Annotated in this window: 11 protein-coding genes; 10 read left to right on the top strand and 1 reads right to left on the bottom strand. The window is 73.9% G+C overall.

The genetic code is table 11. The features are described 5' to 3' along the window. The first annotated feature begins 22 nt into the window (after positions 1 to 22). The 9 genes from ACFU5G_RS14185 to ACFU5G_RS14225 all read left to right on the top strand — a co-directional run bounded on the left by ACFU5G_RS14185 (position 23) and on the right by ACFU5G_RS14225 (position 10,496). Positions 23 to 1,417, top strand: a complete 1,395-nt coding sequence (locus tag ACFU5G_RS14185) for an aminotransferase class I/II-fold pyridoxal phosphate-dependent enzyme (RefSeq protein ID WP_377245440.1) — start codon at positions 23 to 25, stop codon at positions 1,415 to 1,417. Between the two features lie 42 nt (positions 1,418 to 1,459). Continuing rightward, positions 1,460 to 2,308, top strand: coding sequence for a DeoR/GlpR family DNA-binding transcription regulator (locus ACFU5G_RS14190; protein WP_377245443.1), 849 nt, complete (start codon positions 1,460 to 1,462; stop codon positions 2,306 to 2,308). Between the two features lie 330 nt (positions 2,309 to 2,638). Next, positions 2,639 to 4,015, top strand: a complete 1,377-nt coding sequence (locus ACFU5G_RS14195) for an ABC transporter substrate-binding protein (RefSeq protein ID WP_377245446.1) — start codon at positions 2,639 to 2,641, stop codon at positions 4,013 to 4,015. 80 nt (positions 4,016 to 4,095) lie between these two features. After that, complete coding sequence (locus tag ACFU5G_RS14200; protein ID WP_377245449.1) at positions 4,096 to 5,040, top strand: carbohydrate ABC transporter permease; 945 nt, start codon at positions 4,096 to 4,098, stop codon at positions 5,038 to 5,040. Then, complete coding sequence (locus ACFU5G_RS14205; RefSeq protein WP_377245452.1) at positions 5,037 to 5,855, top strand: carbohydrate ABC transporter permease; 819 nt, start codon at positions 5,037 to 5,039, stop codon at positions 5,853 to 5,855. The genes ACFU5G_RS14200 and ACFU5G_RS14205 overlap by 4 nt, the downstream gene beginning before the upstream one ends. A gap of 2 nt (positions 5,856 to 5,857) precedes the next feature. Continuing rightward, positions 5,858 to 7,288 carry a mannitol dehydrogenase family protein gene (locus ACFU5G_RS14210; protein WP_377245473.1) on the top strand — a complete coding sequence of 477 codons (1,431 nt, stop codon included), beginning with the start codon at positions 5,858 to 5,860 and terminating at the stop codon, positions 7,286 to 7,288. A 69-nt stretch (positions 7,289 to 7,357) separates the two neighbouring features. Continuing rightward, positions 7,358 to 8,797, top strand: coding sequence for a serine hydrolase domain-containing protein (locus ACFU5G_RS14215; RefSeq protein ID WP_377245455.1), 1,440 nt, complete (start codon positions 7,358 to 7,360; stop codon positions 8,795 to 8,797). Then, positions 8,794 to 9,843 carry a sensor histidine kinase gene (locus tag ACFU5G_RS14220; RefSeq protein WP_377245458.1) on the top strand — a complete coding sequence of 350 codons (1,050 nt, stop codon included), beginning with the start codon at positions 8,794 to 8,796 and terminating at the stop codon, positions 9,841 to 9,843. The genes ACFU5G_RS14215 and ACFU5G_RS14220 overlap by 4 nt, the downstream gene beginning before the upstream one ends. Further along, the gene (locus ACFU5G_RS14225; RefSeq protein WP_377245461.1) at positions 9,840 to 10,496 is read left to right on the top strand and encodes a response regulator; all 657 of its coding nucleotides are present in this window, start codon (positions 9,840 to 9,842) and stop codon (positions 10,494 to 10,496) included. Before ACFU5G_RS14220 ends, ACFU5G_RS14225 begins: the two co-directional genes overlap by 4 nt. Before the next feature lie 6 nt (positions 10,497 to 10,502). Here the strand turns inward: ACFU5G_RS14225 and ACFU5G_RS14230 are convergent, their stop codons facing one another. Next, a complete protein-coding gene (locus ACFU5G_RS14230) occupies positions 10,503 to 10,682 on the bottom strand; it encodes a CsbD family protein (RefSeq protein ID WP_377245464.1) in 180 nt (59 codons plus the stop codon). A 162-nt stretch (positions 10,683 to 10,844) separates the two neighbouring features. Here ACFU5G_RS14230 and ACFU5G_RS14235 point away from each other — a divergent pair, with 162 nt between their 5' ends. Next, positions 10,845 to 11,276 carry a DUF4383 domain-containing protein gene (locus tag ACFU5G_RS14235; protein WP_377245467.1) on the top strand — a complete coding sequence of 144 codons (432 nt, stop codon included), beginning with the start codon at positions 10,845 to 10,847 and terminating at the stop codon, positions 11,274 to 11,276. The last annotated feature ends 41 nt before the right edge of the window (positions 11,277 to 11,317 follow it).

Here is an 11,317-nt window from a genome sequence, read left to right on the forward strand (position 1 = left end):
ACCGAACGAGCAACGAGGGGCGATGACGACCACAGGACCCGACGCCGCCGGGACCACCCCGGCCACGCCGACCGATCTGATCGCCTCGGTGCGCGGGGTGTCCGGCCCGGCTCTCGCCGAGCAGCTCACCGAGTGGATCGAGCAGGGCGTGCTGGCGCCCGGGACCCGGCTGCCCACCATCGAGGAGGTCGCCCACGCCTCCGGGCTGGGCCGCTCCACCGTGGCCGGCACCTGGTCGCTGCTGGTCGACCGCGGCCTGGTGACCACGCGCCGCCGCGGCGGCACCATCGTGGCCGGCCCGACGGGCGCGCCCACCTGGCCGCGCGCGGGCGAGACGCCGGTGTTCGCCGGCTGGTCCTCCGTGGACCTCTCCTCGGCGCACCCCACGACCGACCGCCTGCCCGACCTGCTGGAAGCCTTCGCGCACAGCCTGCGCGAACCCCAGACCAACTCCCTGCGCCGCGAGGCGATCACCCCGGCCCTGCTGGACGCCGTGCGCCAGGACTGGCCGTTCGACGCCGCCGAGTGGGTCACCGTCAGCGGCGCCGGCGAGGCCACGCTGCTCACCGCCGAGGCCGCCACCGCGCCCGGCGGCCTCATCGCCGTCCAGGAGCCAGCGGTCTCCGGCACCATCGGCAACCTGCGCTCCGTCGGCTTCGAGGTCGTCGGCGTCGCCTCCGACGCCGCCGGCCCGCTGCCCGACGCCCTGGAGCGGGCGCTCGCCGCGGGCGCCCGGACGTTCGTCTACCAGCCCGGCGGGGAGTTCTCCCTGGAGGGCGGCGTCACCACGGCGCGCCTGGCCGAGCTCGCCGCCGTGCTGACCGAGCACGCCCCGGACGCCTGGGTGCTGGAGGAGGACGTGCTCGGGCCGCTGGCCCCCGTCCGCCCGCCGAGCCTCGGCGCGCTGCTGCCCGGCCGCGTCGTGCGGATCACCTCGTTCTGCCGCGCCTTCGGCCTGGACCTGCGCACCACCGTCGTCGGCGGCTCCCGCGACGTGGTGCTCGGCGTGCGCCGCCTGCGCAGCCACGGCATCCTCGCGCAGAGCCGCATCCTGCAGAACGCGCTGGCCTACCTGCTGGCCACGCCCAGCGTCGGCACCCTCGTCGCCGACTCCGGCCGCTGGTACGCCGACCGCGCCCGCGACCTCGCGCGGGCGCTCGCGGCCCGCGACGTGCGCACCGCCACGCCGCCGGGCGGCCTGGTGCTGTGGCTGCGCGCCGAGAACGAGGACGAGGCCCTCGTCGAGCTCGGCGCGCGCGGGATCGTGCTGACGCCGTCGTCGCGCACGTTCGTCACGCCGCCACGCCCCGCGTGGCTGCGGGTGGCCACGCCCCAGATCCCGGCCGACCCGGAGCGGGTCGAGGAGCTGGCCGAGGCCCTGGCGGGCGCCGCGCGAGGTGCGCTGCTCGCCGGGTGAAGTGCCTTCCGAAAACCGGTCGTTCCCGGCAGACTCTGGGCCGTGGGCCCGACGACGGGAGACAGGGCGACGGTGCACGCCGCGACACCCGAGGCGACACCGGACGTCGACGCGCCCTCGGTGGCGGCCGACCCGCAGAGCCCGCGCTCCAAGGAGCTGCTGGCGCTGGTGCGCCGGCGCGGCCGCATCGAGGTGAGCGAGTCCGCGCGCATGCTCGCCGTCTCGCAGGAGACCGTGCGGCGTGAGCTGCGCAAGCTGGAGGCGCAGGGCCTGATCCGGCGCAGCTACGGGCTGGCGTTCCCGGTGGAGACCAGCTCGTTCGAGACGGCGCTGTCGCAGCGCTGGCAGAGCTTCCCGGAGGAGAAGGCGCGGATCGCCGCCGAGGTGGCCCGGCGCCTGGGGGAGGCGCGCACCATCTTCGTGGACGAGGGCTTCCAGCCGCTGCTGGCGGCGCGCGCCCTGCCGCAGGACCGGGAGCTGACCGTGGTCACGTCCTCGCTGCCGGTGGCCACCGAGCTGTCGGCCCGGCCGAACGTGCAGGTCATCATCATCGGCGGCCGGGTGCGCGGCAAGACGCTGGGCGTCGTGGACGGCGCGGCCGTCGACATGCTGCGCACCTTCCGCCTGGACCTCGGGCTGATCGGCGCGAACGGCGTGACCGTCGAGGACGGCCTGACGACGCCCGACCCCGTCGTCGCGAGCGTCAAGGCAGCCGCGATCGAGGTGAGCCGGCGGCGGATCTTCATCGGGGCGCACCACAAGTTCGGCGTCACGAGCTTCGTGCGGTTCGCCGGCCTGGACGACTTCGAGGCGATGATCACCGGCACCCAGCTCGGCGCGGCCCGGGCCCGCGCGTTCCACGCGGCGGGCGCGGAGATCGTCCAGGTCTGACGCTCTGCCGCTCTGACGTCCTGGCGCCCGGCCGCCCGCGCGGCCTGACCGATCGGTCTCCTGCGCGGAGCAGTTGGTGCCCGGTGCGGGATGCGGTTCCCGACCCGGGCACGGGGCGGAAACCCGCCAGAACCTGGCCCTGCGCCGGACCCGGCGGGCCCGGCTGCGCCCCGGGGCACCCCGCCGTCGGCCGCCTGAGAGTGGCCGGTCTGTGCGATTCCACAGACCCGGTGAACGTTTCGAATAGGGCTCGTTGACCCCCCTGACGGCCCGGCCCACGATGTGCACCTCACGACGACGTGACCAGACGTGACCAGAAGGGTCGAAGCAATGAAGCTCACGAGAACTGCGCGCCGTCAGGCCGCGCCCGCCGGCATCGCGGCCGTGGCGCTCGCGCTGACGCTGACCGCCTGCGCCGGTGCGGGAGGCGGCGGGAACAGCGGCGCCGCCGGGTCCGACGGCGGCCCGGTCGAGCTCACGCTCGCCACCGTCAACAACCCCCAGATGAAGGACATGGAGGAGCTCAAGTCCGCCTTCGAGGAGGACCACCCGGACATCACGGTGAACTTCATCCAGATGGAGGAGAACGACCTCCGGGATGCCGTCACCAAGGACGTCGCCACCGACGGCGGGCAGTACGACATCGTCACGGTCGGCTCCTACGAGGTGCCGATCTGGGCGCAGAACGGCTGGCTCACGGACCTGAGCGGCGACCTGGAGTCCGACGCGGAGTACGACGTCGACGACCTGTTCGAGCCCGTCAAGGACGCGCTGACGGTCGACGACTCCCTGTACGCCGTCCCGTTCTACGGCGAGTCCTCGATGCTCATGTACAACAAGGAGCTGCTCGACGAGGCGGGCGTGACCATGCCCGAGCACCCCACCTGGCAGGAGGTCGCCGACATCGCCCGCGAGGTCGACTCGGACGACGTCGACGGCATCTGCCTGCGCGGCAAGCCCGGCTGGGGCGAGGTCTTCGCGCCCCTGACCACGGTGGTGAACACGTTCGGCGGCAGCTGGTACGACGCCGAGTGGAACGCCCAGGTGGACCAGCCCGAGTTCGAGGAGGCCGTGCAGTTCTACGTGGACCTCGTCGCGGACGCCGGCGAGGCCGACCCGGTCTCCACCGGGTTCACCGAGTGCCTGAACAACGTGAGCCAGGGCCGCTCCGCGATGTGGGTGGACGCCACCGTCGCCGCCGGCCTGCTGGAGGACCCGGAGTCCTCCGAGGTCGCGGGCAAGATGGGCTACGCGCACGCGCCCGTCGTCGAGACCGAGGAGTCCGGCTGGCTCTGGTCGTGGAACCTCGCGATCCCCGAGACCACGCAGAACCGCGACGCCGCCGTCGAGTTCGTGAAGTGGGCCACCAGCAAGGAGTACCACCAGCTCGTCGGCACCGAGCTCGGCTGGAGCCGCGTGCCCCCGGGCGCCCGCAACTCCACCTACGAGATCCCCGAGTACGAGGAGGCCGCGGCCGCGTTCGCGCCCATCACGCGGGACATCATGCTCGCCGTGAACCCGGAGCAGCCGGGCGTCGCGCCGCAGTCGTGGACCGGCATCCAGTACGTGACCATCCCGGAGTTCCAGGACCTCGGCAACCAGGTCTCGCAGGACCTCGCCGACGTCTTCGCCGGCCGCAGCGAGCTCGGCCCCGTGCTCGACCGCGCCCAGGACCTCGCCCAGGAAGCGGGCGACGCCCAGAAGTAGCCGGAACCGGGTGCGGGGAGCCTGAGCTCCCCGCACCCAGCCCCGCCGTCGTGCGGGGCCTGGTGCCCAGGAGGGCCGCAATGACCGCACTCATGACCAGCCCGACCCGGCGGCGGCCCTCGGGCGCCACGCCGGCCGGGGACTCGGGGCGCCGAGGCCGTCTGGCCGTCTCGCGCGCCCTGCTGTGGCCCGCGCTGGCCACCTCGATCGTGCTGACCCAGATCCCGTTCCTGCTGACCATCTACTACTCGCTCCAGAGCTGGAACATGCTGCGCCCCGGCGACCGGGGGTTCGCCGGCCTGGACAATTACGCGAGCGTGCTGCGCGACGGCTCGTTCCTGTCCTCGCTCGGCGCGACCGTCGCCGTGACCGGCAGCGCCGTCGTGGCCTCCACGCTGCTCGGCATGCTGTTCGCCGTGCTCCTGGACCGCCGGTTCCTCGGCCGCGGCGTGGCCCGCACCCTGATGATCACGCCGTTCCTGGTCATGCCCGCCGCCGCGGCCCTGATCTGGAAGTGGTCCATCCTCGACGCCGCCACCGGCATGGCCAACTGGGGCCTCGGGCTGGTGGGCCTGCCGCCCGTCGCCTGGAACACCGAGCTGCCGATGCTCACCATCATCCTGGTGCTGACCTGGCAGTACACGCCGTTCGTCATGCTCATCCTGCTGGCCGGGCTGCAGGCCCAGGACAAGGACGTGCTGGAGGCCGCCGCCGTCGACGGCGCCGGCGCGCTGCGCACCTTCGGCGAGATCACGCTGCCGCACCTGCGGCAGTACGTCGAGATCGCCGTGCTGCTCGCCTCCATCATGCTGCTCCAGGTCTTCGACCCGATCGCCATCATGACCCGCGGCACCGGCGGCACCAAGACGCTGTCCTACCTGCTCTACGAGCGGGCGTTCGTCGGCCTGGAGGTCGGCGAGGCCGCCGCGTACGGCGTGATGACCGTGCTCGTCACCATCGTCGTGGCCTCCGTCGCGCTGCGGACCCTGTTCAAGGTCTTCTCCAAGGAAGGGATCGACCGATGACCTCCTCGCGCCTGCGCGCGGCCCTGATCACCGCGGTCACCTGGGTGCTCGTGCTCATGTTCTTCTTCCCCGTGGCCTGGATGGTGTTCACCGCGTTCAAGCCCGAGCACCAGGCCGCGACGTCGCCGCCGACGTTCGCCCCCGACCTCACGCTCGACCGGTTCGAGGCCGTCTTCGACCGCGACATGCTGCCGTACCTGATCAACTCGTTCAGCGCGAGCCTCGGGTCCACGCTCCTCGTGCTCGCCCTGGCCATCCCTGCCGCCTACGCCCTGAGCATCCGGCCCGTGACCAACGTGCGCGACGCCCTGTTCTTCTTCATCTCGACCCGCTTCATGCCCGTCGCGGCCTCGATCATCCCGGTCTACCTGCTGCTGCAGTCCGTGGGCGGGCTCGACAACATCACCTGGCTCACCATCCTCTACGTGGGCGTCAACCTGCCCATCGCCGTCTGGATGATGCGCTCGTTCCTCGCCGAGGTGCCGCGCGAGGTCATCGAGGCCGCCCAGCTCGACGGCGCCCGCCTCGGCACCGAGATCTTCCGCGTCGTGCTGCCCATCGTGCTGCCCGGCGTCGCCGCGGCCGGCCTGATCTGCTTCATCTTCGCGTGGAACGAGTTCTTCCTCGCCAACCTGCTGACCGCCCAGGTGGCCCGGCCCACCCCGCCGTTCCTGACCAGCTTCGTGGACGGCCGCGGCCAGTTCCTCGCCGTCCTGTCCGCCGCCGCCACCGTCGCGATCGTGCCCGTGGTGCTCGCCGGCTGGATCGCGCAGAAGCAGCTCGTCCGCGGCCTCGCGATGGGAGCGATCAAGTGACGATGCTCGACCTCGCCGCCCCGCCGTACGACCGCACCGGCATCCGCGTCGGCATCGTGCACCTCGGCGTCGGCGGGTTCCACCGGGCGCACCAGGCGCTCGCGGTCGACGAGCTGCTGCGCCGCGGCGAGGCCCGAGACTGGGGCATCTGCGGCGTGGGCCTGCTGCCCGGCGACGCCGCGATGCGCGACGCCCTGCTGCCCCAGGACGGCCTGTACACGCTGGTGACCAAGCACGCCGACGGCGACCTCGACGCCCGGGTGGTCGGCAGCATCGTCGAGTACCTGTTCGCACCGGACGACCCGGAGGCCGTGCTGGAGCGCATGGCGCACCCGGACACCCGCATCGTGTCGCTCACCATCACCGAGGGCGGCTACAACTTCGACCAGGTCACCGGCGCGTTCGACGCGAGCGCGCCCGACGTCGTCGCCGACGCCCGGCCCGGGGCCGTCCCGGCCACCGTGTTCGGCTACGTGGTCGAGGCCCTGGCCCGACGGCGGGCCCGCGGCCTGCCGCCGTTCACCGTGATGTCCTGCGACAACGTGCAGGGCAACGGCGAGATGGCGCGTGCCGTCTTCGCGGCCTTCGCCGGGCTGCGCGACCCGGAGCTGGGTCGCTGGGTGCACGACGCCGTCGCGTTCCCCAGCTCGATGGTCGACCGCATCACGCCCGTCACCACCGAGGCGGACCGGGCCCTCGTGGCCGAGCGGTTCGGCGTCCAGGACCGCTGGCCCGTGGTGGCCGAGCCGTTCTTCCAGTGGGTGCTGGAGGACCGGTTCCCGCTCGGCCGGCCGCCGCTGGAGGACGCGGGCGTGCAGCTCGTGGCCGACGTCGAGCCGTACGAGCTGATGAAGCTCCGGCTGCTGAACGCCAGCCACCAGGCCATGGCGTACTTCGGCCGCCTGGCGGGATACGAGTACGCGCACGAGGCGATGGCCGACCCGGACCTCGCGCGGTTCGTGCGCGGGTTCATGGACCGCGAGGCGACGCCGACCCTGGCGCCGGTGCCCGGCGTCGACCTGGAGGAGTACAAGGCGACGCTGATCGAGCGGTTCGGCAACCCCGCCGTCCGCGACACCCTCGCCCGGCTCGGCGCCGAGACGTCGGACCGCATCCCCAAGTTCCTCGTGCCCCTGGTGCGCGAGCAGCTCCGCACGGGCGGGGAGGTCACGCTCTCGGCGGCGGTCGTAGCGAGCTGGGCGCGCTACGCCGAGGGGGTCGACGAGCGGGGAGAGCCGATCGAGGTGGTGGACCGGCTCGCCGACCGGCTGGTCCCGCTCGCCCGGTCCCAGCGCGCCGACCGCCTGGCGTTCCTGCGCGCCCCTGCGCTGTTCGGGTCGCTCGTCCAGGAGCCGCGCTTCGTCGAGCCGTACCTCGACGCGCTCGACTCCCTGCACCGGGTGGGGGCGCGCGCGACGCTGGCCGGGCTATGACTTTCGTCAGGGGTGCTCCGGCAACCTGACCGATGTGCCGGGGCCGCGCCGGTCCATAGCGTGCGGCACATGGAAAAAACACCCCTGACCAGGCATCTCGCCGCCGTGCTGCTCGCGCTCGGGCTCGCGGCGGCGGGCGCCGGCCCCGCCGCCGCGGCGACGGGCGAGCCCACCCCCGAGGCGATCGACGCCTACCTTGCCGACCTCCGCGAGGCCTCGGGGGTGCCCGGCCTGTCCGCCGTGGTGACGCACGGCGACCGGGTGGTCCACGCCGCGGGGTACGGGCACGACTCCACCGGCGCCCCGGTCACCGCCCAGACCCCGATGCGGATCGCGTCCGTCAGCAAGTCGTTCACCGCCATGGCCGTGCTGGTCCTGGCCGAGGACGGCGCGATCGACCTCGACGCCCCGCTCACCCGCCAGCTCCCCGAGCTGGAGCTGGCCGACCCGCGCGTCGACGAGATCACCGTCCGGCAGCTCCTCGACCAGACCTCCGGGTTCTCGGACACCACGGTCGACGTCGCCGACCTCGCCGAGGCCACGTCCCGCACCGACTACGTCGCCCGCCTGCACGACGATGCCCTGGCCACCGACCCGGGCACCGCCTACCACTACTGCAACGTGAACTTCGACGTCGCCGCCCGGCTCGTCGAGGTGGCCTCGGGGCAGACGTTCGGCGACGTCCTGGCCGAGCGGGTGCTCGAGCCGCTCGGCATGTCCGGCACCGCCACCCGCGACGACGTCGTCCGGCCGGCCGACGGCTACAGCTCGCTGTTCGGCGTGTGGCTGCCGCGCCAGGAGCCAGCATGGTTCGACGACACCGGCAGCGCCGGCGTCATCACCACTGCCGCCGACCTGGGGCGCTGGCTGATCGCCCAGACCGGGAACGGCCCCCGGCTCGTGGCGCCCGCCACGCTCGACGCCGCCCACACGCCGTCCGCGGCCGGCGCGTACGGCCTGGGCTGGCACACCGAGGACGACGGCACCGCCTGGCACTCTGGCTTCGTCATGACCTACCGCGCCGTCGAGTGGATCGACCCGAGCACCGGGTACGGCATCGCCGTCATGACCAACGGCGCCGGCCTCACCGACGTCACCCGCACCGCCCTGGACGGGCTCGTCGCGCTGACCCGCGGCGAGACCCCCGACGCCGCCGACGGCACGCGCACCGCCGACCTGGTGCTCGGCGCCCTGCTGCTCGCCTCCGCCGCGCTCGGCGTCGTGGGCGTCCGCCGCGCGCCGCGCTGGGCCGCCCGCCGGGCGGGGTGGGCGGGGTGGCGCACCGGTCTCCGGCTGGCCTGGCTCGTGCTGCCCGCCCTGGTGCTCACGTTCCTGCCGGCGCTCGCCTCGTTCCTCACCGGCGGCCGCACGTTTCCGTGGTCCTCGCTGGCCTACTTCGCGCTGCCGGTGGTGCTGACGCTCCTGGTCGCGGCGCTGGCGGGGATCGGCGTGCTGGGGGCGCGGCTCGGGCACCTGGCCCGCCGCCGCCCGGTAGGGTCGCCGACGTGACCGACCGCCGCCCGGACCGCGCCGACGTGGCCGGCGGCGCCGGCCTCGCGGCCCTGGCCCTGCTGGCGCTGCTGAACAGCATCGGGGCCGACGACCTCCCGCTCTGGCGGCAGCTCGTCTTTCCCCTGCTCGCGCCGCTCGCGTACCTGCACGGCCGGCACCGGCGGGCGCGCGGCGCGCGGTGGGTGCTGGCCGGGGCGGCGGTGGTGACGGCGGCCCTCGCGGCGGTGGACCTCGGCACGGCCGCCACGGGCGCGATGCTGCTGGCCGTCTTCGTCGTCGCGCCCTGGCTGGCGGGCCGCAACCGCCGGCAGCAGGCCGAGCTCGCCCGGCTCGCGGTCGAACGGGCGGCGCGGCTGGAGCGCGAGCGCGAGCTGGTCGCCCGGAGCGCCCGCGCCGAGGAGCGGGCCCGCATCGCCACCGAGCTGCACGACCTCGTGGGCCACGACCTCGCGCTCATCGCGGTGCGTGCCGGCGCCCTGGAGGTGTCGCCGGGGCTGGCCTCCGCCGATCGCGCCGGGGACCGCGCGGCGGTCGCCGGGATCCGCGAGACCGCCGTGGAGGCCACCGACCGGCTGCGCGCCGTGCTGGGCGCGCTCCGCGACGGCGCGGACGGCGTCGGCCCGCTCGCGCCGCCGGACGAGACGATCGCCGCGCTCGTGGCGCGGGCGGCGTCGGCCGGGCTGGACGTGCGGCTGGAGGACGGGCCGGAGACGACGTCGGACGCGGTGTCGGCGGCGGTGCCGGGCACGGCCGGGAGCCTGGCCGAGCAGGCCGCGCACCGCGTGGTGCAGGAGGCCCTGACCAACGCGGCCCGGCACGCGCCGGGCGCGCCGGTGACCGTGCGCGTGCGCCGGGACGAGGGTGGGCTCCGGGTCGAGGTGACGAGCGCCGGGGGCGTGCACGAGACGGGCCCGGCGAGCCGCGGCACCGGCCTGCTCGGCCTCGCCGAGCGTGTGCGCGTCGTGGGCGGCACCTTCGCCGCGGGCCCCACGGGCGCCGGCTTCGCCGTGCGCGCCCGCATCCCGGCGGGGGAGGAGCCGTGATCAGGGTCCTGCTGGCCGACGACGACGCCATGCTGCGGGTCGGCGTCGCGGCGATCCTCGGCTCCGACCCCGAGATCGAGGTCGTCGCCGAGGCCGGGGACGGCGCCCAGGCTGTCGAGCTCGCCCGGCTGCACCGCCCCGACGTCGTGCTGCTGGACATCCGGATGCCCACGATGGACGGGCTCGACGCGGCCGCCGAGCTCCGGCGGGCCGTCCCGGAGGTCGCGGTGGTGGTGCTGACCACGTTCGACGAGGACGACTACGTGACGCGCGCGATGGACGAGGGCGCGGTCGGGTTCCTGCTGAAGGCCGCCGACCCGCGCGAGCTGATCATCGCCGTGCGCGCGGTGGCCGGGGGAGCGGCGTACCTGTCCCCGCGCATCGCGCACCGGATGATCACGCGGTTCCGCACGGGGCGACCCGCCCGGCGGCGCACGGCGGGCGAACGGGTGAGCGTGCTGACCCCGCGGGAGACCGAGGTGCTCGGCCTGGTCGGCCAGGGACTGGCCAACCAGGCCGTCGCGGCACGCCTGCACCTGTCCGAGGGAACGGTCAAGGCGCACGTGAGCGCGATCCTGACGCGGCTCGGGGTGCGCAACCGGGTGCAGGCGGCGATCCTCGCGTACGAGGCGGGGCTCGTCGAGGACGTCTGAGCGGACTCAGTCCTCGTTCTTGAAGGCGTCCTTGACGTTCTCGCCGGCCTTCTTGAGCGACGCCTTGGCCTGGTCGGCCTGGCCCTCGGCCTCCAGCGACTCGTTGTCGGTGACCTTTCCGGCCGCCTCCTTGGCCTTGCCGGCGGCGTCCTCGGCGGCGTTCTTGAGCTTGTCGTCGATGCCCATGACGTCTCTCCTTCGGTCGGTGAACGTGCTCGATCACCTTCACCCGGGCGTGCGGGACTCGCCACGGGAGCCGGGCGCGCCCTCCCGAAACCGGACCCATCCGGACATGACGCCGCTCCGAACCGTCTGTGAGGCAGACGCCGAACAGAACGGAGAAATGCCATGACCCAGTCCATCTCCCCGACGCGTACGCGCGGGGTGTCCCAGTGGCTCGCCCTCATCATCGGCGCGGTCTACCTGCTCGTCGGAGCCGCGGGGTTCCTCGTGACCGGGTTCAGCGGGTTCGCCGAGCACGATCACAGCCAGACGCTGCTCGGGTTCGCCATCAACCCGCTGCACAACATCGTGCACCTGCTGATCGGGATCGTCGGCATCAGCCTGTCGTCCACGCTCGGCCGGGCGCGCACGTTCGGCTGGCTGCTCGTGGCCGGGTACGGCGCCACCTTCGTCTACGGCCTGTTCGCCGTGGGCAACCCGGACATCAACTTCCTGAACATCAACGCGGCCGACAACGGGCTGCACGCCCTGAGCGTCCTGGCCGGGCTGGCCATCGCGCTGTGGCCGCAGCGGAAGGCCGCGGCGGCGTCGTACTAGTCGAACCGCTGGAGAAGGCGGCGCCCGGCCCGCTGGCCGGG

The sequence above is a fragment of the Promicromonospora sp. NPDC057488 genome (assembly GCF_042802395.1).
Taxonomy (GTDB): Bacteria; Actinomycetota; Actinomycetes; order Actinomycetales; family Cellulomonadaceae; genus Promicromonospora.